Genomic DNA, 20,112 nt, shown 5'->3' with positions numbered 1-20,112 from the left:
TCTGCGTGCCTCTGTATTGACAGGGTCTCGCCGCTGCCCACAGTACCGACTGTTCGTTTCGGCCTTCTCATTATTCTCAAACCAGGCTCGATGAATTTTCCGTTGACCGGAAAAAAATACGGGTCTATCATTTATTTTAATTTGGAATTCCGAATTCCAAATTCAACATTAGCGATAGTGTAAAACCGAATATAAAACCATTAACCAGGAGACAACATGAAACTCAACGCTGAACAACTCGCCCGTTTTGATGAACTCGGCTACGTATTTCTTCCCGAGTGTTTTTCGGAGGCTGAAATCAAGGCCTTGCGCGACGCTTCGTCCGCCGTATTGGCAACGCAACGTCCAGATATCTGGCGTGAAAGGGACGGTACGCCTCGCACCGCATTTGCCTGCCATCAATACAACGAGGGGTGCAAATTACTGGCGTCTGATGAACGCCTGGTGGAGCCGGTCTTTCAATTGTTCGGAGAGGATGTTTATATTCATCAGTTCAAGATCAATGCCAAAGCTGCGTTCACAGGCGAGGTCTGGCAATGGCACCAGGACTTCCCGACCTGGCACAAGGACGACGGCATGCCAGAGGCTCGCGCAATGAATATCGCCGTGTTTTTAGATGAGGTCATGCCGATCAACGGTCCCCTCATGGTTGTCCCGCGTAGCCATAAGTCCGGCGCGTTGGAGTCTTCTCACGATACCCAGACAACGTCGTATCCCCTGTGGACGCTCGACAACAAAACCGTTACCGACATGGTCGAGCGCAACGGCATCGTCACGCCAACCGGCAAAGCCGGGGGCGTGTTGATGTTCCACGCGAATATTGTCCACGGCTCTGCCGGCAATATCACGCCCTATCCGCGTCGCATCGTCTATCTGACGCTTTCGGCGGTCAGCAACGCCATCGTCAAACCGACCCGCCCCGACTTCATCGCGCATCAGGACTTCACCCCGGTGCGCTCAACGAGCGCCGACGTTCTCCGAAAATATGCGGAGCATGCTGCCAAGTCGGCGCCGCAATCAGCTTTGGCTGCGTGAGCCGTCATCACATCAAACGGATAAGCGCCAACAGCCGCTGAGTAGGATCTGCTCCTCCGCTCTACGTGGCTGCCGCAAACCTAACAATCATTGAATCATTGAGGATGTCATGTCGGAACGCATGAAAGGAAAGACCGTTATCGTGGTCGGCGCCGGATCGTCGGGCCCAGGCTGGGGGAACGGAAAAGCGGCCGCAGCGCTTTATGCGCGCGAAGGCGCCAAGGTATTTGCCGTGGACTTTCGTCTCGAAGCCGCACAAGAGACCGAGTCGATCATCCGCGCTGAAGGCGGCGAATGCTCGTCCTTCAGGGCCGATGTCGTCAGCAGCGAGGACTTGCGCGACATGGCGGCAGCGTGCGTTGAACAATACGGTCAGATCGACGTTCTGCACAACAATGTAGGTATCGTCGAAACTGGCGGCCCCGTCGAAACTTCGGAAGAAAGCTGGAACCGCGTTATTGCGGTCAATCAGACCAGCGTGTTTCTGGCCTGCAAACACGTGCTGCCTTATATGACTGCACGCAATAGCGGCGCCATTGTCAATATCGGGTCGATCGCAGGCGTCCGCTGGATCGGATTTCCTTACGTGGCCTACAGCGCCGCCAAAGCTGCGCTGATCAGCATGACCACCAACATCGCCGTGCAATATGCCGCTCAGGGCGTTCGCGCCAACTGCGTCCTGCCCGGATTGATGAACACGCCGCTGATCCGTGAACCGCTCGCAAAAACCTATGGCGGAAACGTGGACTCCATGATCGAGCAGCGCGACAAGCTTTCCCCGACAGGAAAAATGGGCGACGCCTGGGACACCGCTTACGCAGCACTCTACCTCGCCTCGGAGGAAGCACGCTATGTGAACGGCACCAGCATTGTCGTCGATGGAGGACTAACTGCCCGCTGCGTATAACAGCGGTTCCGTCCGCTGTATCAAAACTATTATCTGGAGACAAAAAATGAAAATGACTCGTCGCACCGCTTTAAAAGCCACCGCTTCGGCAGTCGGCTTGCTTGCTGCAGGCGCTAACGTTGTCCGGGCACAAACCACGGTATTCAACTACAAGGTCGCTACCAATGTTCCGGTCACCCATCCGATCTATGTCCGACTCAACGAAGCGACAGAAAAAATCAAGGCAGAGACCAACGGCAAGGTTGACATCCGGGTTTTTCCCAACGGCCAGCTTGGTTCGGATACCGATCTGCTCAGTCAGGTTCGCTCGGGCAGCCTGGAATTTCTGACCTTGCCGGGCGTCGTGTTGGCCAATCTGGTGCCGATGGCGTCTCTCAACAGCGTGGGATTTGCCTTCCGCGACTATCCATCAGTCTGGAAAGCCATGGACGGCGATCTGGGGCAATACATTCGCAACCATATCGAAAAAACCAATTTGCACGTCTTCGACAAGGTGTGGGACAACGGCTTCAGGCACATCACATCCAACAAGCCTATCGGCGCGCCGGAGGATCTGGTGAGCATGAAGATTCGCGTTCCTGTCAGCCCGCTGTTGCTGTCGATTTTCAAATCGCTCAAGGCTGCGCCCACGCCGATCAATTTCAACGAGCTGTACAGCGCATTGCAGACAAGAATCGTGGATGGGCAGGAAAATCCCTTCCCGATTATCGACACCGCAAAACTCTACGAAGTACAAAAATACTGTGCGATGACCAGTCATGCCTGGGATGGTTACTGGCTGCTCGCAAACAAAAAATCCTTTGCGGCCTTGCCGCTGCCGCTTCAGGAAATTGTATCTCGCAACTTTAATGCCGCCGGTGTTAGTCAGCGCACTGACAGCGAAAAACTAGCCGCCGATTTACAGCAAAAATTAGCCTCAAAAGGACTGACGTTCTCCAAGCCATCAACAGACCGTTTCCGTCAGGCCTTGCAGCAAGGTGGATTTTACAAGGAATGGAAAACCAAATTCGGGGAGGAGGCGTGGGCGCATCTGGAGTCTGCGGTCGGCAAACTTACCTGAGTTTTTTATAGAGGACGAGGGGTACATCGTAGCGTTGCCAGTTCTTGATACGACGGCGCCTGACCATCATTGTCAGGCGCCGTCTGGGCTTACTCGGCACACCAGCACGCTCAGAAACAAGAATACGTCTTACAACAATTCAGTTCATCCCTGATGGCTATTTTTCGGCCCACTTACTAGAATGGCAGGTTACTCCACCATTTGTCTCAAGCTGCATGAGCCACGTTCTCTCCCGGCATCACTCCGAACGGCATCGCATTGACGCGATAGGGTGGCTCCGCGCTGCGGTGCTTGGCGCCAATGATGGCATTGTCTCCACCGCCAGCCTGTTGCTTGGCGTAGCCGTGGCACATGCAGCCCATGAAAGCATCGTGCTGACAGGCATTGCAGGCATGGTCGCCGGAGCGATGTCGATGGCAACCGGTGAATACATCTCGGTACATTCACAAGCGGATAGCGAAAAGGCTGCGCTGGAACAGGAGCGTACCGAGCTGGCGACCGATTTCCATGGCGAACATCGCGAACTGACCGCCATTTACATGCGGCGAGGACTCGACCATCAGATGGCCAGCCTCGTGTCGGAAAAACTCATGGCGCATGATGCACTCGGTGCGCATGCACGCGACGAACTGGGAATCTCGGAAATGACGATGGCAAACCCCTTGCAGGCGGCGCTGGTATCGGCGCTGAGCTTTGCTGCAGGAGCTTCGTTGCCGCTGGCAGTGGTATTGCTGGTCCCCACCGGGATGCTGATTCCATCCATCGTGATTTCCGCATTGTGTTCGCTCGCCTTTCTTGGTGGTGTGGCGGCAAAGACGGGGGGAGCGAGGGTATTTAACGGCGTGGTTCGGGTTACCGCCTGGAGTTCGCTCGCGATGGCCGTGACGGCCGGCATAGGAAGTTTGTTTGGCGCTGCAATCTAGGGCCTGTTAGTAGTTAATTTGCGAGATGCGTTTCACTCTTCGATCAGATCGTTCCCGACCATGAAAAAATATCATCCTGCCTCCGTATTTCTGCACTGGATCATCTTTCTATTGTTTGTTGTCGCCTTGGCGGCGATCGAACTTCGCGGTGAAGTTCCCAAAGGCACGCCGCTACGGGCAACGCTCAAGACAGTGCACATGATGGCGGGCCAGCTGGTCTTTTTGTTCGTGCTGTTTCGCCTGGCCGCGCGATGGCGGTTTGGCGTTCCGCCCGCACTTGACGCTCCGGCATGGCAAACACGCGCCGCCGGCATAGTTCATCTCCTGCTCTATCTGGTGATGTTCGCACTCCCGGTCACGGGCATCCTGTTTACGCAGGCAGAGGGCAAAGATGTCATGTTCTTCAGTCTGGCGTTACCGCATGTAATCGGCCAGGATCCCGCTCTGTCGGATACCTTGCAAGATATCCACGAGCTGATTGGCAATACCGTTTATTACCTGGTCGGCCTGCACGTCGCCGGCGCACTTTGGCATCACTTCATCCACCGCGATCAGATCTTTCAGCGCATGAAATTCTGAAAGTTTCGCCAGCGCAATCGACTCTGTCGACGATCATAGAGGAATCCACCTGCACGCCTTTGCGGTCACACTCCCGTCAAAATCACTCCCTACAATCCACACCAAGCGCAATTTGCATTGCACCTACCGGAGCCGGCGGTCGGGAAACATACCGGCACCACATTTCTTCCCCCTTCGCTTCCCCAGCGCCACCAATGCCCTGCCAGCCGTTCGCGGCCGGTTCCGCATGCGCGAACGTCATATCGTTGTCATACAAGTTCATTAAAATTGCATGTTAAACAACATGTCCGCCTGGCCCGCCCGCTTATTGATCGCCTATCCAGCATATGAACCAGCCCCACCCCGATTTCAGCCTTGCGCCGATGATGGGCCGCCACCTGCTGCAGCCGACGGCCGACGCCTTGGCGGTCGAGGTACCGGTCATCACGTTCGACGAGAACAACGCCACGGTGCTGGAAGTCTTCGGCCGCCACCGCGAACTGGTGAGCCTGCCGGTGCTCGAGAACGAACACCCGATCGGACTCATCAGCCGCAATATCTTCATGTCGCAGATGTCCAAGCCGTATCACCGCGAACTCTATGAAAAAAAGAGCTGCATCGCGTTCATGGACAAGGATCCGCTGATTGTCGAAGCCGATACGCCGATCGAGACGCTCGGCGCGCTGGCAGTCGCCTCGGGCGACAAGACGCTGGCCGACGGTTTCCTCATCGTCGACGGCGGCAAGTTCGCCGGTCTCGGTTCCGGCCTCGAACTGATGCGCATGCTGGTCGACTTGCAGGCCGAAAAAAATCGCCAGGTGATGCAGAGCATCGACTACGCCAGCGTGATCCAGCGCGCCATGCTGAGCGCATCGCGCGCGGCGATGGCGCAAGCCATTGGCGACGCCTGCCTGGTGTGGGAACCGCGCGACGTGGTCGGCGGCGATTTCTATCATCTCGAGTGTTTCCCCGACGGCTGGTTCGCCGCGGTCGCGGATTGCACCGGCCACGGTGTACCAGGCGCGTTCCTCACGCTGATCGCCTCATCGGCCATCAAGCAGGCGCTGGAGCAGCACGGCCCGCGCGATCCCGCGTTGGTCATGGGCGAAGTCAACCGCGGCATGAAGCAGGTGCTGGGACAGCACGCTGCCGCGACGCAGTTGTCCGAATCCGACGACGGCATGGACGCCTGCTTTTTCTGGTTCGATGCGGTTTCGCAGCGGCTCACCTGCGCCAACGCCAAAATGCCCCTGTTCACGCTGCAGCCCGGCGAAGACGCCGTGCAAACGCTCGACGGCGAGCGCACCGGACTGGGCTACGTCGACACGCCCGACGACATGCAATGGAGCAACCGCGAGGTGCAGCTGAGCGACGGCGCCATTGTCATGATCGCCACCGACGGCATCATCGACCAGATCGGCGGCCCAAAAAATATCGCCTTCGGCAAACAGCGCCTGCGCAAGGCCTTGCTGGAACAGCGCGATTTTCCGATGGCAGATGCCGGCAAGAAAATCATGGAACAACAGCGTATCTACCAAGGCCAGCAGCGTCGCCGCGACGACCTGACCTTTTTCGGTTTCCGCGTGGGCGGATCCTTCATCAATACTCAATCAAGCAGCAGAACGGCATGAACGACATGAACGACATTCAGCGGCAATGGGATGATTTCCACAGTTACGTCGAGCGACGCGACGTCATCTTTTATTACGTCGGTTATTTTTCGCAGACCATCATTGCGGCCATGGCCGACGCGGTCAAACTGCGCGTCGAGCATGCCGGCGCGGTGGCGCAGACGCGGCGCAAGCTGTTTTCCTCCTTCATCGAGATGGCGCAGAACATCGTGCACTATTCGGCGGATTCGTACGAGAAGGAAGGCAACAGCGAGGCCTCCATGCGGCATGGCGCGGTGTTCATTTCGCTGACCGACGGACGCTATTACCTGCACTGCGCCAACCCGGTCAATGCCGATGTCGCCGAAAAATTACGTGAGAAGCTGGAGCACCTGCGTTCGCTGACCATCGAGGAGATCAAACTCGAGTACAAGGAAACGCTGCGCGCCGAAACGCCCGCCGACAGCAAGGGCGCGGGACTGGGATTCCTGACGATGGCGCGCGACGCCAGCGCACCGCTGGAGTTTGAACTGTCGCCGGCGACCGACAACGGCATGTCGATGTTCTATTTGCGGGCGACCATCTGAGGATGTGCAGGACAGATCAGAAAACGAAAAACAATGACGGGCGCCACCGCCTGTCTGCCTATCAAGAATGAGCATATGGACAATTTATTTATAGCGGCAAGCCCGAGTTCCCCCGAAGTTGATTTTCGTTTCGACGAACGGCGACTCTCGCTGAAGGGCGAATCCTATCCGGAAAACGCGGCGCAATTCTGGGGGGACATCATCGTCGCACTGCGCCGTTTCCTGGCTGAGGATGGCGACACCGCACCGGTGGCCGTCAACGTCGCACTGGCCTACTTCAACAGCTCCAGCACCAAGATGCTGTTTTCGCTGTTCGGCGCGCTCAACGACAAGGCGAAGAGCGGCACCGAAGTGGTGCTCAACTGGTACCACGACGAAGATGACGACACCATCTTCGAGTTCGGCCAGGAGTTGAGGGAAGACTTTCCCGATCTGGTGTTCAACGACCATGCGGTGAAAAGCCTATGACCGACATCGACTTGTTTGAAGCCGAGACTGCGGTATTGGCCAACGCTAATGACGTATTGGCCAGCGATGCCGCCGGCGCCGACGACTATCGCGTCGCGCTCAGGGACCTGGTGCAGGGTTACGGCCAGCTGATGCGCGAAAGCCGCCGCCTGATTGCGCGCAGCGACCGCACCGAGCGCGAGCTCAACCTGCTTAATTCGCGCCTCCGGCAACTGAGCGACGAGCTCGATTACAAGGCCAGGCACGACAACCTCACCGGCGCACTGAATCGCGGCGCGGTGTTCGATCTGGCGCATCGCTTCCTTGAGGATTCGTCGCTGTCGCTGATCGTGCTGGACATCGATTTCTTCAAGCGCATCAACGACGAATTCGGCCATCCCGCCGGCGACGTCGTAATCCGCGAACTGGTGAACCGCCTGCGCAAATCGCTCGACGGCAAGGGAGAAATCGGCCGGGTCGGCGGTGAGGAATTTACGGTGTTGCTGCGCAATGTCTCGCTCGATGAAGCGGTGCAGCTGGCAGAGAAAGTACGGCTGGCGATTGCGGGAGAATTGTTTTCCTGCCTGCCGTCGCGTGCCGTGACGGCCAGTTTCGGCGTTTCCTGGAGCCAGGCCGGCAGCGACTTTGAAGATGCCTACGCGCGCGCTGACGCGGCGCTGTACCAGGCCAAGCACGGCGGACGCAATCGCGTCGAGCGCGACGGCCCGGCGCTCGCCTGATACGTCCGGAAGGCGCACGACCAGCGCTGCAGCGCGCCGGCCCCATCAGTCAATGTCAGTCGATGATCAATAGCGCTCGAGCCAATGTGCGTAAGGCGCCGGCAAGGTCCACGACGCGCGTTCCACGCCCAGTTCCTTCGCAGCGAAATACGCCCAGTGCGGATTGGCCAGATGTGCGCGGCCGACCATGACGAGGTCGAGCTGCTGCTCCCTGATCACGCGCTCGGCAATCTCCGGCGTACCAAAACCCCAGGCCGATGACACCGGCACGCCCGCTTCGCGGCGCACGCGTTCGACAACCGGCGCGAGGAACGCCGGGCCCCACGGAATCGATGTCTCAGGAATGGTGAAACCCATCGTGACACTGATCATGTCCATGCCGGAAGCCTTGAATTCGCGCACCAGGCCGATCGACTCGGCCAGCGTCTGTTCATCGCGGCCATCGTATTCGAGCACGCCGAAACGCACGGTCAGCGGCAGGTTTTCCGGCCACACTTCGCGCACGGCGCGCAGGGTTTCGAGCAGGAAACGGCTGCGGTTTTCAACGCTGCCGCCATACATGTCGTCGCGCTGGTTCGAGTGCGCCGAGAAGAAAGTCTGCGCCAGGTAGCCATGCGAGAAATGCAGTTCCAGCCATTCGAAACCGACGTCGCGCGCACGGATCGCGGCATCGACGAAGTTCTGGCGCACGCGGGCGATGTCGTCCAGCGTCATGGCGCGCGGCACCTTGCCCAGATCCTTGCCGTAGGCGATCGCCGACGGTGCGATGGTGTCCCAGCCGCGGGCGTCGTCCGCCGCGATATGGTCGTCGCCTTCCCATGGGCGGTTGGCGCTGGCCTTGCGGCCGGCGTGGCCGATCTGGATGCCCGGCACGGCACCGGCCGCCTTGATTTCCCGCACGATGGGCGCGAAGGCTTGCGCCAGTTCGTCCGACCAGATGCCGGTGCAACCCGGAGTGATGCGGCCTTCCGGCGCCACGCCGGTCGCTTCGACGATCACCAGGCCGGCGCCGCCGCGCGCCATGCTGGCGTAATGCGACAGATGCCAGTCGTTGACCTTGCCGTCGATGGCGGAGTACTGACACATCGGCGGCACCGCGATGCGGTTGCGCAGGGTAACGTCTTTGAGTTTGAAGGGTTGGAACAATGCGGACATGTGAAACCTTATGGATAACGGGTGGCATGGACTGATTTTGTTCGTTATTTCGAATATATACGAACAATGGAACAATTATACCCCGAGGTGTATCATGTCTGCATGCGTCCCTACAAACACCCTGCCGCCAGCGAGCTGGCCCTTGAACGCGTGCTGTACGCCCTGAGCGACTCCATCCGCCTGGACATCGTGCGGCATCTGGCGCGCGTGGAAGCGGCGACTTGCGGCGAACTGGACGGCGGTCGCCCGAAATCGACCGTATCGCATCATTTCAAGGTATTGCGCGAAGCCGGCCTGGTCCGCACCGAAAATACCGGCACCAGCCACATGAACACGCTGCGCCGCGCCGATATCGACAGCCGTTTTCCGGGATTGCTGACGGCAATCCTGGCGCAGCATCCGCCGGCCGCCGGCAACGCGGCCTAACTCATCTCAGGCGCGTGCGCTCTTCGGACGCCGCACGGCGCGCACCTTGCCGCTGGCGCCACCACCGCAATAGAACAAGTCCGCGCCGTCCGATTCAAGTCCGCTGACGGCTGTGTCGCGCGGCATCGCCAGTCGCTCAAGGACGGCACCGCTGGCCGGATCAATACGGCGCAGTTCGCTTTCCTCTCCCTCCCAGGTGCCGTGCCACAGCTCGCCGTCGACCCAGGTCACGCCGGTGACGAAGCGGTTGGAATCGATGCTGCGGATCAGCTTGCCGGTCGCCGGATCGATCTGATGGATCTTGCGGTCGCGATACTGTCCCACCCACAAACTGCCTTCGGCCCAGGCCAGGCCGGAATCGAAGCCGTTGCCGGGCGTCGGGATAGATGCCAGTACCTTACCGCTGGCGGGATCGATCTTGTCGATATAGCGCTCGGCGATCTGGTACAGATAGGTGCCGTCAAAGGCGGTACCGGCGTCGCAAGCGCGCTCCAGCGTGCGCGTGGGGGCGCCGCTGGCGGGATCGAAAGCGATCAGGCTGGCGCCGGTGGCAGCCCAGACATTGCTGCCGTCCCAGGTGACGCCGTGCACGCGTTCGGCGCCGGGAAAGGGACCGTACTCGCGCACGATGTCAGCTGCATGCACCGCCGCTTCAGGTTTGGTTTTCAGATTGGTGTCGCTGGTCATTGCGGTCTCCTGTTGATGCGCCGGAATCGGCGCCGCAAGACAACTTTATTCCATCGCCAACGCAGCAGGGAGTAACAAGATTGTCGTGATAGTCGTGGCCTCCATGCCACTCGCCAGCGGCGTCGACAACCAGCGGCGCGTGCGCGCCTGCCCGATGGCGCGTGCATGGCCCGCGGCTTCCAGTCCGGCAAGCGCACGCTGCACGGTCCGCTGACTGGCGCCGAGCGCCAGCGCCAGCGATGACGTCGACCATGCTTCACCATCGGCCAGCAGTGCCAGCAACGCGGCCTGGCCGCCGGCGATGGGCGGCTCCAGTACGACCACTTCCCGCTCTCCCTGCGGCTTGATAACGAAGCCGCGCGGAGTGGCGTCGATGTGCGCCAAGGTCGCGACCAGCGCACGCAGGCGGCCGATCTCGACGCGCAAGCGCGCACGATGCGAGTCGTCCGGACGGCGCGTGTTGAAGACGCGGGCGATCAAGGTTTCGCGACTGACGTCGCCGGGCCAGGCTTCGGCCAGGGTGCGCGCGAGCGCGAACAGCACCGCCCGGCGCGCCAGCGGTTTCCATGCCGATCCCGCCCCCACCCTGCGGCGGCAAGCGTCGATCACCAGCGCGTCCGAAGCCAGCAATGCCGCCACTTCATCCAGCCGCAAGGTTTGTTCGCGGTCGGCGGAAACGCGCCGGGCCGCAGGACGATCGAGTGCGGATCGCGCTTCGGCCACCTCCGCCAGCAGCGCAGGTACGCCTGCGTGCGTCGCTGCATCGTGTGCGCGCGCCAGCGCCGCTTTGGCAGCTTCGATATGCAGCGAGCGCAAGGCCAGTTCCGCTGCCGTCAACGCAGCCACCGCCGCCAGCGCAGGCGGCAGACCGCGCGCATCGAGCCGCACCAGCGCCGCATCGGCCTGATCGAGACGGCCCAGCAACACCAGGCGGCGTACTGCGATGAGACGCGCCTGCAAGGCATTGGCGCGATCGCCGTGGGCGTCCAGCGCAACCGTGGCCGCCGCCAATGCGCGCGGCGAACTGTCGATGTCGCGCACGGCCAGCGCCACTTCGGCTTCGGCAACAATGCAACGGGCGCGCGCCAGTTCTTCATGCACGCCGAAACCGCGCGCGGCGCGGCGCAACAGTTCTCGTGCGCGTGGATGTTCGCCGAGCTGGGCCATGGCGATGCCGCGCAAGGCCAGCGCCGGCGGATCGTCGCGCAAGGCGACACGCTTGAGGGCGCCGAGCGCGTCGCCGGCGGCGAGCGCCCGCGCGGAGGCGGCAATCAGTGAATCCATGCGCGGCGGCTAGCCCACGTCAGGGTCAGGAACGGCGCCTGGCTGCACCGGATCGACGTGGGTCATGACGTCGAGCACGTGATGCTGTTCCATCACGCGCCGGCGTGCCAGCGCGGCGATGGCGTGGCCTTGCGTGACGGTCTGTTCGCCGTCCAGCTCGAGATGCACGTCGACGATGGTGAGGTCGCCCATCTTGCGCGTGCGCAGGTCATGCAAGCCGAACACGCCGGGCGTTTCCAGCAGCGTGCGGCGGATCGCCTGCGACTCTTCTTCCGACACGGCCTTGTCCATCAGGTCGTTCAGTGCGCGCCAGAAAAACACCGCGCCGGTGCGCACGATCATGAGACCGACGATCAGCGCCGCGATCGGATCGAGCAAGGGGAAACCGAGCAGATTGCCGGCGATGCCGAGCGCCACCACCAGCGACGACACCGCGTCCGAACGTGCATGCCAGGCATTCGCCACCAGCATGCTGGAACGCACGCGCTCGGCAACGCCCAGCATGTAGCGGAACAGCACTTCCTTGCTGGCCAGCGTCGCCAGCGCCACCCACAACGCCGCCAGGTGCACCTGCGGCACACTGGGCGCCTGCAGCTTGAAGAACGCCGACACCAGCATGCCGATGCCCACCGCCAGCAGCGCGCCGCCCAGCGCCAGCGCCGCCGCGGTCTCGAATCGCTGATGCCCGTACTGGTGATCGGCGTCGGCCGGGTTGCGACTCTGGCGCGCGGCGAACAGCACGACGAAATCGGCCACCAGGTCCGACAGCGAGTGCACGCCGTCGGCAACCAGCGCCTGGGAACCGGAAAACAGTCCAGTGACAATCTGCAGCGTGGTCAGGACAACGTTGACGACGATGCTGACAAGAGTGCTCTGACGCCCCGCGAGATAGCGCTGGTCGGTGCTATCGGCCTCATTTTTTTCGATAATTAACATATTGACAATTCGCGCTTTTGAGCCTAAACAACCCTTGTACTTAACGGCAATTTACAGGATCATCTTGCCACATAACAATCAACCTAAAGGAACCGGGAATCCTGCCGATGAGCTTTGCACAAGGACTTCCGAGAAATAACATGGAACAAACAAGCCCGCAATCGCTGTCGTTCAACTTCGACAGAGTCAGCGGAGAACTGGTCGCTGCATTCACCCCAGTTGCGGGTGTTCAAGTCCCCAATCTCGTGATTCTGAAACAAACGCTCGCCGACGGCGGCTTCACCAAGCTGTACATCGATGAAGCAGCCCTCGGCGATTTCGCCGCCAAGATCGCCGGCGCCAAGGAAGCGCATTCGCAAAAAATCGGCGAACGGCGCGACGGCGAGTTCCTGATCGAAATCTCCGACGATCTCATGGAAGCGTATCTGACGCTGGTGCCGCCGCAAGGCGGACGCGCACGCGCCGTCGAAGTCGTCAATGAAATCCGCGCCCAGGGCATCACACAGGGCATCCTGCACGAAAAGCTGCGCGGCGCACTCGCCACCGGCCACTGTTCCAAGCTGCTGATCGCACGCGGCGAAGATCCGGTGCAGGGCGAACACGCACGCTTCGAAGCCCTGCTCGACCAGAAGGAAGAAGAACTCTCCGAAATCGATGACGATGCCGTGGTGCATTACGCCGACCTCGGCCACTTGCTGCTGATCAACGTCGGCGATCCGCTGATGCGACGCACACCGCCGGTGCCGGGCGTCAATGGCGTCAACATCAAGGGCCAGGTGGTGCCGGCGCTGCCGGTTCCCGATCTCGGTTTCAACAAGGATTGTGTCGGCGCCGAACCCTCCAAGGATGATCCCGACCTGCTGGTCGCCGCCATCGCCGGCCAGCCGCAACTCATCACCAACGGCGTCAAGATCAACCCTATCGTCGAGATCGAAGACGTCGACCTGAGCACCGGCAACGTCGAGTTTTCCGGCACGGTCAAGATCAAGGGCGACGTCAAGACCGGCATGCGCCTGCGCGTGTCCGGCGATGTTTTCGTCGGCGGCACCGTGGAAGCGGCCGAGATCATTGCCGGCGGCAACATCACCGTCAAGGGCGGCATCATCGGTCACGCCGAAACCCAGCCCGGCATGGCCTCCATCGTCGCCAAGGTCAAGGCCGAAGGCAGCGTGCAGGCGCTGTTCGCCGAAAGCGCGCACATCGAAGCAGGCGACAGCATCATGCTGGCCGGCAATGCACGCCAATGTGAAATGCTGGCCGGCAACGAGATCCTGGTCGGCAAGACCAATCCAAAACTGGGCCAGATCATCGGCGGCCGCGCCCAGGCCACGATGCTGATCAAGGCGGTGGCGTTCGGCTCGTCGAGCGCCGCCACCACCAAGATCCAGGTGGGCCTCGATCCTTATCTGGAAGAAAAGCTGCGCGCCAAGGAACAGGAGTTCCAGCGCAAGCTCGACGACCTCAACCGCGTCATCAAGCAGCTCGCCCACTACAAGCAGAATCCCGAAAAGGCCCGCAATGGCGCCGGCGAAGAAGCCGAGCTCAATCGCAAGCTGCTGGCGCAAGAGGTCAAGGACCTGGTGGCCGAGCAAAACGCGATGAAGGAAGACCTGGTCGCCGCCGAATCGGCGCGCATCGTCGCCGTCAAGACCGTCTACGAAGGCGTGGAAATGCGCATCGCCAAGCAGGTCTGGCAAGTGCTCAGCGACCTCGGCGGCGGCACTGCGCAGCTGCAGGGCGGCAAGATTTCCTTCGGCGGCAAATAAGGGAAGCAAGCGATGGCTGATTTACCCGTGCTGGACGGCGCCGGCTTGCGCGCTCTGGCCGAACGCAGCGCGGCCGTGACGGTCGCCTGCGCCTGCAACGAAGCGGCACTTGCAGCATGGACCAGCACGCCGCTGTCCTTCCCTGAATCGCAACTGGAGGACGTCGGCACGCTGTACCTCGATCCCTACGACGAGCCCGGCTTTGCCGAATATCACCCGCACGGCACGCGCTACGACTCCGCCGACGCGCCGGTGGCGCTGCGGCACTTCCCGTACAACCGCTGCAATATCGCGACCTGCACCGTCTGCGGCCGCTGCTATCTGCGCTATACCGAAGCCGGCGGCTATTTCGTCGACCGCCGCATCCGTGCGCTGAATCGGCCGGAGCTGGTGAGCGAGGCCAGTGCTTAGGCCCTAGGCCCTAAGCCCTCATCCGCATCGCCGTGATGATGCCGTAGGCACACAGTGTTTCTTTGCCGTCGCGCACCGCTTCCACTTCGATCTGGCAAATGGTCAGCGTCCTGCCGCTCTTGACCACCCTGCCGCGGCCGATGAAATACTCCCCCTGCGCCGGCGCCAGCAGATTCAGCTTGAGTTCCGTGGTCAATACTTCTTCGCCGGCATCGAACAGGCTCATCGCTGCATAGCCGCCCGCAGTGTCGGCGATCGTGGTGCTCATGCCGGCGTGCAGGAAGCCGTTCTGCTGACCCAGCCCGGGCTGGAAATCGAGGCGGATTTCCACCTGCCCCGGCGTGATGCTGTGCAGCCGCGCGCCGATGGTATGCAGCGCCCCCTGCCGCGAAAAACTCTCTTCGATGCGGCGAATCATGTCCGCATCCGCTGCGTGCACTGGCTTGCCTGTGGTTACCGTCATTTTGTCTCCTTCGTTTTTATGCATCGATGCTAACCCAGTTTTTCACCTGGACGCATGCAGTTCGCTCGCCATCAGGATCTGGAACAGCGTCTCGGCCGGACGGCTCAGGCGCCCGGCGGTCAGCGCCACGTATTCGACATCGGGAAACGCCGGCAGGCTGGCATGATTGACCGGCAGGCTCAGTTCGCGTGAGGCCATGTGCTGTGGCAGCACCGTCAGTCCGAGGCCGCCGCGCGCCGCCGCCATGCAGCCGGCGTGGCTGCCGCTGGTGCAGACGACGCGCCAGTGGCTGCCTGCGGCACCCAGCGCGGTGAGGATCGCCGCGCGCGTCACGCTCGGCTCGGGCAGCAGGATCAGCGGCAGCGGTTGCGCCAGGTCGACCACGGTTTCCGGCCGCGCCAGCCACACCAGCGGCACGCGGAACATGGCCTGCCCGCGGTGTTCGCCGGGACGGCGCTTGCCGACGATCAGGTCGAGCTCGCCGTTGTCGAGGCGCTGGTACAGCTCGCCGGTGAGTCCGATGGTGATTTCCAGCTCGACCTCGGGATGCTTGTTGCGAAACGCCGCCAGCATGTCCGGCAAGGGCCCCATGGCCAGATCGTCCGAAGTACCGAAGCGCACCCGGCCGCGCAACCTCGGTGCGGTGAACTGCGCCTCGGCGCGCGCATGCGCTTCGAGGATCAGGCGTGCGTGCACCAGCAGGCTTTCGCCGTCCACTGTCAGCGCCAGCGAATGCGTGTCACGCACGAACAGGCGCCGGCCGCTGCTGTCCTCGAGGCGGCGGATGTGGTCGCTCACGCTCGATTGCGTCAGCCCGAGCCGCCGCCCGGCCTCGCTGAAGCTGCTGGAAGCGGCCACGGTGGTAAAGGTCTTGAGCCAGACAGGATTGAACATGGGCGCTCCTGACGCAACTGCTTATCGGCATATCCGATGACAGTTCACACGATTAAAGGGGTTCCCGATGATAGTTCTTTTTCCTATCATGTGGCAAAGGCTGCTTTGCCTTCTTTCTCGCTTGCCATCATGAAACGCTACCTGCCCGACACCTTTACCTGGATGCTGCTCGGCGCCGTCCTGCTCGCCACGCTGCTGCCGGCCACCGGCCGCTTCGAGGACTTCATGCACCTGGCCAGCAACACTGCCATCGCGCTGCTGTTCTTCCTGCACGGCGCCCGGCTGTCGCGCGAAGCGGCCTTGTCCGGCTTCCGGCAGCCGCGCCTGCACCTGCTGACGCTGGCCTGCACCTTCGTGCTTTTCCCGCTGCTCGGGCTGACGCTGCAGGCCTTGTTCCCCGGCTTGCTGACGCCGGAACTGTGGCTGGGTGTGCTGTTCGTCTGCACGCTGTCGTCGACCGTGCAATCCTCGATCGCCTTCACCTCGATTGCACGCGGCAACGTGCCGGCGGCGATCTGCGGCGCCACCGCATCGAACCTGCTGGGCATCGTCTTCACGCCCATCCTGGTGACGCTTCTGCTGCATCGCCATCACGACGGCGGCGGCCTGCAGCAAGTCAGCGGCATCCTGCTGCAACTGCTGCTGCCATTCGTGCTGGGCAATGTGCTGCGCCCCTGGATCGGCGACTGGGTGCTGCGCAAGAAAGGCCTGCTGGCGGTGGTCGATCGCGGCGGCATCCTGCTGGCGGTGTATGCGGCATTCAGCGTGGCGGTGGCGCAAGGCGTGTGGCATCTGTTCCCGCCGCAACAGCTGGCGCTGCTGGTGCTGGTCAACGCCATCCTGCTCGGCGGCGTGCTGACGCTGACCACCTTCGGCAGCCGCGCACTGGGCTTTGCGCGCGGCGATGAGATCGTGCTGGTGTTCTGCGGCTCGAAAAAATCGCTGGCTTCGGGCATCCCGATGGCGTCGGTACTGTTCAGCAGCAGCGGCGTCGGCGTCGTGCTGCTGCCGATCATGGTGTTCCACCAGATGCAGCTGATGCTGTGCGCGCTGCTGGCGCGGCGCTACGCGGAACGGCAGGATGCCGAACTTGCCGCCGCCGACGGCAAGGCGCAAGCCGCCGTCTGACAGTAAACCGCGCTTGCCTGAAGCAAGGCTCCTGACAGGATGGTGTCAGGAGCCCTGGATCATGATGTCTTCCATGCCCTCCGGCATACCTCTCTCAACCAAGAAAAAGGAAGACATCATGACAACGCAAATCAACTGGTTCGAAATCCCCGTCACCAACCTGGCGCGCGCGGCCAAGTTCTACGAAGCCGTATTCAATGCCAAGCTGCGCATCGAAACCGATTTCGACTCGGCGCCGATGGCGATCTTCCACAACGCCGCCGAGGAAAGCTGCGGCTGCCTGACCGAAACCCAGGCCTTCAAGGCGAGCACCGACGGCGTGCTGGTTTACCTCGACGCCGGCGCATCGATCCAGCAAGCCATTGACCGCATCGCGCCGGCCGGCGGCAAGGTGGTACTCGACAAGCTGGAACTGCCAAAGCAGCTCGGCTACATCGCCCACTTCATCGACACCGAAGGCAATCGCGTCGCTCTGCACGCGATGAAATAAGCGCAGACGATCATGCCCGCCGCCGTCGAAAGATCGTGGTGGGCGGCGCTCGCGACTCGTGCCAGAATGACAGCCATTCCCCATGTTGCCAAAAACCATGCGCCGAGCCGACCGCCTGTTCCAGATCACCCAATACCTGCGCGGGCGCCGTCTCACGACGGCGCGCCAACTGGCCGAATGGCTGTCGGTGTCCGAGCGCACCGTGTATCGCGACATCCGCGACCTGTCGCTGTCGGGTGTGCCGGTGCAGGGCGAGGCAGGTGTCGGCTATCGCATCAACAAGAGCGCTTTCGATCTCCCTCCGCTCATGTTTTCGCCTGACGAGATCGACGCACTGGTGATCGGCATGCGCATGGTGCAGGCCTGGGGCGGACCGCAACTGGCGGCATCGGCCGCGGCGTCGCTGGCCAAGATCGTGCTGGCGCTGCCGAAGGACAAACGCGATTTCGTCGAAAACACCGCGCTGTTCGCGCCCAGCTTCCACATCGATCAGGCGCACGGCGAACGGCTGGAAGAAATCCGCCAGGCCATCGGCAAGCGTTGCACGCTGCGGCTCGACTACGTCGACGCCCGCGGCCAGGCCACGCAGCGCATCATCTGGCCGCTGGCGCTGTACTTCTGGGGCGGCGGCTGGTCGATCGCCGCGTGGTGCGAAACCCGCGGCGACTTCCGCTCGTTCCGTCTCGACCGCGTGCGCGCAATGACGCCGGCGCATGCTTATCCGGATGAAAGCGGCAAGCGCCTGGCCGACTTCGTGCGCGCCGTGCGCAAGGATCAGCCTCCACATCGGTATCAGGATTCCGCATAAGCAGATGCCGATTTCTTCGTTCGCGCCGGCGCGGCTTCGGTTTAGTCTGCAAGTCATGACAATCATGGCCGAGGTCTCCATGCATCGCGCGACCAGCAAGAACCATCCCGCTTCCGTATCTGTGACATCCACGACATCTGCCATAGCGGCCGCCACGGCTTTCAGCCTGGCCGACCGCTGTGTCTTGTGCGTCGGCGGACTGACCGGCGCGCGCAATCATTACCGCGTCGCCATCGAGGAACGCCACGGCAAGTTCATCCATCACGACGGCGGCCGCGAAGACAGCCTGCACCGCCTGCAGCCGATGCTCACCGGCGCCGACATGGTGCTGTGCGCCTCCGGCAACATCAGCCACAACGCTTACCAGCTGGTCAAACAGCTGTGCAAGAAACAGGGCAAGCCCTGCGTGATGGTCAAGGGCACCGGCATCGCCTCCTTCATCGATGGACTCGGCAGCCTGAGCGGCAAGTTGTTGTCTTCGCAACGCGGCGAGACCGTGCTCAAATCGGGACGCCACGCCTGATCCGCTTACGTTCCCGCCAACCCGGTTAGCAAAAAAACCAAAAGCCCCCTACAATCTGCGCAACGCACCATTACCGTTTCGATCATTCGATGGCGTCGACGCATCACCAGCGACGCCACGCGCACCAAGGAGTCTGTTTGAACATCATCCATCGCATCGCGCTTGCCTGCGCGCTGCTGGCGCCGGGCCTTGCAGGCATGAACGGCGTCGCCAACGCCGCACCCGCAGCAACCTTCGGCATTGAAGTCGGCAACGCGCTGTTGTGCCTCAACCAGCTCAACAGCAAATATTTCTACGATTACCTCTTCGAAGCCTTCGGCAAACCCTACAAGACCGAAGGCGGCGCCTACTGGTTCAAGGCCGCCGGCAGCAATATCTGGGGCATGGAAATCACCGACATTCTGGTCAACGACAGCAGCAGCCCTGCCGACTTCATCGGCGCCGTGGTCAACGGCACGCCGCAGGCGCTGTCCGACGCCATCACCAAGAGCGTCGGCATCCGTTATACGCTCGACGACGCCGGCAAGTATTCGTTGCGCCAGTCGCAGGCCGGCAGCGTGATCGCCTACGCCGACACCAAGGCCAAGATCTACTGCGCCAAATCCAAATACCTGGTGCCGGGCAAGCAATAGCGTCCGCGCAAGCAGAACGAAAAAACGGCCTCATCGCGAGGCCGTTTCCTTTCCTGCAGCGGCAGTAAGCGGTCAATCCGCAGCCGGAAAATCCACCACCGTGTCGTTGACGCGATTGAACAGATTGGTGAACGTGATCGCCGTCACCGCCAGCAACGTGTCGACGATCTGCGCATCGCTGTAGCCGGCCGCCTTGACCGCTTCGACGGATGCCGCCGGCACGGTGCCGCGGGTGGTCACCAGTTCACGCACGAATGCGGTCAGCGCATCCAGTTGCGCGTCGCCGGACGCTTCGGCGCGCCGCAGGCCGATCACGGCTTCTGCCGACAGGCCGAGCTTCTTGGCCATCAGCGAGTGCGCAGCGAGACAGTAGTCGCACTCGGCCGCTTCGCTGACCGCCAGCTTGATGGCTTCGATCTGCTTGCCCTTGAGCGAGCTCTTGCGCAGCGAGGCGTCGAGGCCGAGCATGGATTCCAGCGCCACCGCGCTGTTGACGCCGATGTCGGCGTAAGCGTTGGGGACCTTGCCGATCGCGCTTTTGATGGCGGTGAACAGTTGTGCGGCCTGGCCGGTGTAGCCGGAGATGTCCTGGGTATGGAGACGGGGCATGATGCTTCCTTTCAGTAAGAGTCAATGGAGAGT

At 61.6% G+C, this 20,112-nt stretch carries 24 protein-coding genes; 17 read left to right on the top strand and 7 right to left on the bottom strand.

Annotation, left to right across the window (positions count from 1 at the left end):
* The first annotated feature begins 216 nt into the window (after nucleotides 1-216).
* The 9 genes from F506_RS06160 (at nucleotide 217) to F506_RS06115 (ending at nucleotide 7,867) form a co-directional block, all read left to right on the top strand.
* Nucleotides 217-1,035, top strand: a complete 819-nt coding sequence (locus F506_RS06160; protein WP_053195814.1) for a phytanoyl-CoA dioxygenase family protein — start codon at nucleotides 217-219, stop codon at nucleotides 1,033-1,035.
* Between the two features lie 109 nt (nucleotides 1,036-1,144).
* Nucleotides 1,145-1,942, top strand: coding sequence for an SDR family NAD(P)-dependent oxidoreductase (locus F506_RS06155; protein WP_053195813.1), 798 nt, complete (start codon nucleotides 1,145-1,147; stop codon nucleotides 1,940-1,942).
* Nucleotides 1,943-1,988: 46 nt separating this feature from the next.
* Nucleotides 1,989-3,002 (top strand): TRAP transporter substrate-binding protein, encoded by a 1,014-nt coding sequence (locus F506_RS06150; protein WP_053195812.1) that lies wholly within the window; start codon nucleotides 1,989-1,991, stop codon nucleotides 3,000-3,002.
* Between the two features lie 215 nt (nucleotides 3,003-3,217).
* Nucleotides 3,218-3,925, top strand: a complete 708-nt coding sequence (locus F506_RS06145) for a VIT1/CCC1 transporter family protein (RefSeq protein ID WP_053195811.1) — start codon at nucleotides 3,218-3,220, stop codon at nucleotides 3,923-3,925.
* Nucleotides 3,926-3,985: 60 nt separating this feature from the next.
* Nucleotides 3,986-4,504: a cytochrome b gene (locus F506_RS06140; RefSeq protein WP_053195810.1), complete on the top strand. Its 519-nt coding sequence runs from the start codon at nucleotides 3,986-3,988 to the stop codon at nucleotides 4,502-4,504.
* Nucleotides 4,505-4,830: 326 nt separating this feature from the next.
* Nucleotides 4,831-6,114, top strand: coding sequence for a SpoIIE family protein phosphatase (locus F506_RS06130; RefSeq protein WP_053195808.1), 1,284 nt, complete (start codon nucleotides 4,831-4,833; stop codon nucleotides 6,112-6,114).
* 5 nt (nucleotides 6,115-6,119) lie between these two features.
* A complete protein-coding gene (locus tag F506_RS06125) occupies nucleotides 6,120-6,680 on the top strand; it encodes a SiaB family protein kinase (RefSeq protein ID WP_053201316.1) in 561 nt (186 codons plus the stop codon).
* A gap of 75 nt (nucleotides 6,681-6,755) precedes the next feature.
* Entirely contained in the window at nucleotides 6,756-7,148 is a 393-nt protein-coding gene (locus tag F506_RS06120) for a DUF1987 domain-containing protein (protein WP_053201314.1), read from the top strand.
* Entirely contained in the window at nucleotides 7,145-7,867 is a 723-nt protein-coding gene (locus F506_RS06115; RefSeq protein ID WP_053195807.1) for a GGDEF domain-containing protein, read from the top strand. Before F506_RS06120 ends, F506_RS06115 begins: the two co-directional genes overlap by 4 nt.
* 66 nt (nucleotides 7,868-7,933) lie before the next feature.
* Here the strand turns inward: F506_RS06115 and F506_RS06110 are convergent, their stop codons facing one another.
* Nucleotides 7,934-9,022, bottom strand: coding sequence for an NADH:flavin oxidoreductase/NADH oxidase (locus F506_RS06110; RefSeq protein ID WP_053195806.1), 1,089 nt, complete (start codon nucleotides 9,020-9,022; stop codon nucleotides 7,934-7,936).
* Between the two features lie 102 nt (nucleotides 9,023-9,124).
* Here F506_RS06110 and F506_RS06105 point away from each other — a divergent pair, with 102 nt between their 5' ends.
* On the top strand, nucleotides 9,125-9,448 hold the full coding sequence (locus tag F506_RS06105) for an ArsR/SmtB family transcription factor (RefSeq protein ID WP_053195805.1): 324 nt from the start codon (nucleotides 9,125-9,127) through the stop codon (nucleotides 9,446-9,448).
* Nucleotides 9,449-9,454: 6 nt separating this feature from the next.
* Here F506_RS06105 and F506_RS06100 read toward each other — a convergent pair whose 3' ends face one another.
* From F506_RS06100 to F506_RS06090, 3 genes are read right to left on the bottom strand one after another with little or no spacing between them, the layout of a single operon-like run.
* A complete protein-coding gene (locus F506_RS06100) occupies nucleotides 9,455-10,135 on the bottom strand; it encodes a Vgb family protein (RefSeq protein WP_053195804.1) in 681 nt (226 codons plus the stop codon).
* A 45-nt stretch (nucleotides 10,136-10,180) separates the two neighbouring features.
* Nucleotides 10,181-11,419: a hypothetical protein gene (locus F506_RS06095; RefSeq protein ID WP_053195803.1), complete on the bottom strand. Its 1,239-nt coding sequence runs from the start codon at nucleotides 11,417-11,419 to the stop codon at nucleotides 10,181-10,183.
* Nucleotides 11,420-11,428: 9 nt separating this feature from the next.
* Complete coding sequence (locus tag F506_RS06090) at nucleotides 11,429-12,355, bottom strand: cation diffusion facilitator family transporter (protein ID WP_053195802.1); 927 nt, start codon at nucleotides 12,353-12,355, stop codon at nucleotides 11,429-11,431.
* Between the two features lie 140 nt (nucleotides 12,356-12,495).
* Between F506_RS06090 and F506_RS06085 the strand changes: the two genes are divergently transcribed.
* Nucleotides 12,496-14,121, top strand: coding sequence for a DUF342 domain-containing protein (locus F506_RS06085; protein WP_053195801.1), 1,626 nt, complete (start codon nucleotides 12,496-12,498; stop codon nucleotides 14,119-14,121).
* A gap of 12 nt (nucleotides 14,122-14,133) precedes the next feature.
* The gene (locus F506_RS06080) at nucleotides 14,134-14,532 is read left to right on the top strand and encodes a hypothetical protein (RefSeq protein ID WP_053195800.1); all 399 of its coding nucleotides are present in this window, start codon (nucleotides 14,134-14,136) and stop codon (nucleotides 14,530-14,532) included.
* 10 nt (nucleotides 14,533-14,542) lie between these two features.
* Here F506_RS06080 and F506_RS06075 read toward each other — a convergent pair whose 3' ends face one another.
* Together F506_RS06075 and F506_RS06070 are read right to left on the bottom strand one after the other, a co-directional pair.
* Nucleotides 14,543-14,995, bottom strand: a complete 453-nt coding sequence (locus F506_RS06075; RefSeq protein ID WP_053195799.1) for a PaaI family thioesterase — start codon at nucleotides 14,993-14,995, stop codon at nucleotides 14,543-14,545.
* A gap of 42 nt (nucleotides 14,996-15,037) precedes the next feature.
* Nucleotides 15,038-15,889, bottom strand: coding sequence for a LysR family transcriptional regulator (locus F506_RS06070; protein WP_053195798.1), 852 nt, complete (start codon nucleotides 15,887-15,889; stop codon nucleotides 15,038-15,040).
* Nucleotides 15,890-16,018: 129 nt separating this feature from the next.
* Here F506_RS06070 and F506_RS06065 point away from each other — a divergent pair, with 129 nt between their 5' ends.
* The 5 genes from F506_RS06065 to F506_RS06045 all read left to right on the top strand — a co-directional run bounded on the left by F506_RS06065 (nucleotide 16,019) and on the right by F506_RS06045 (nucleotide 19,470).
* Nucleotides 16,019-17,017, top strand: a complete 999-nt coding sequence (locus tag F506_RS06065) for a bile acid:sodium symporter family protein (RefSeq protein WP_053195797.1) — start codon at nucleotides 16,019-16,021, stop codon at nucleotides 17,015-17,017.
* Nucleotides 17,018-17,135: 118 nt separating this feature from the next.
* The gene (locus tag F506_RS06060; RefSeq protein WP_053195796.1) at nucleotides 17,136-17,507 is read left to right on the top strand and encodes a VOC family protein; all 372 of its coding nucleotides are present in this window, start codon (nucleotides 17,136-17,138) and stop codon (nucleotides 17,505-17,507) included.
* Between the two features lie 97 nt (nucleotides 17,508-17,604).
* Entirely contained in the window at nucleotides 17,605-18,315 is a 711-nt protein-coding gene (locus F506_RS06055; RefSeq protein ID WP_053195795.1) for a helix-turn-helix transcriptional regulator, read from the top strand.
* A 79-nt stretch (nucleotides 18,316-18,394) separates the two neighbouring features.
* Nucleotides 18,395-18,838, top strand: a complete 444-nt coding sequence (locus F506_RS06050) for a DUF2325 domain-containing protein (RefSeq protein ID WP_053201312.1) — start codon at nucleotides 18,395-18,397, stop codon at nucleotides 18,836-18,838.
* A gap of 137 nt (nucleotides 18,839-18,975) precedes the next feature.
* Complete coding sequence (locus F506_RS06045) at nucleotides 18,976-19,470, top strand: hypothetical protein (protein WP_053195794.1); 495 nt, start codon at nucleotides 18,976-18,978, stop codon at nucleotides 19,468-19,470.
* 72 nt (nucleotides 19,471-19,542) lie between these two features.
* Here F506_RS06045 and F506_RS06040 read toward each other — a convergent pair whose 3' ends face one another.
* A complete protein-coding gene (locus tag F506_RS06040; protein ID WP_053195793.1) occupies nucleotides 19,543-20,079 on the bottom strand; it encodes a carboxymuconolactone decarboxylase family protein in 537 nt (178 codons plus the stop codon).
* Nucleotides 20,080-20,112 lie beyond the last annotated feature (33 nt).

Source organism: Herbaspirillum hiltneri N3 (assembly GCF_001267925.1).
Classification (GTDB): domain Bacteria; phylum Pseudomonadota; class Gammaproteobacteria; order Burkholderiales; family Burkholderiaceae_D; genus Herbaspirillum; species Herbaspirillum hiltneri.
This window is presented reverse-complemented; position numbering and strand designations above follow the sequence as displayed.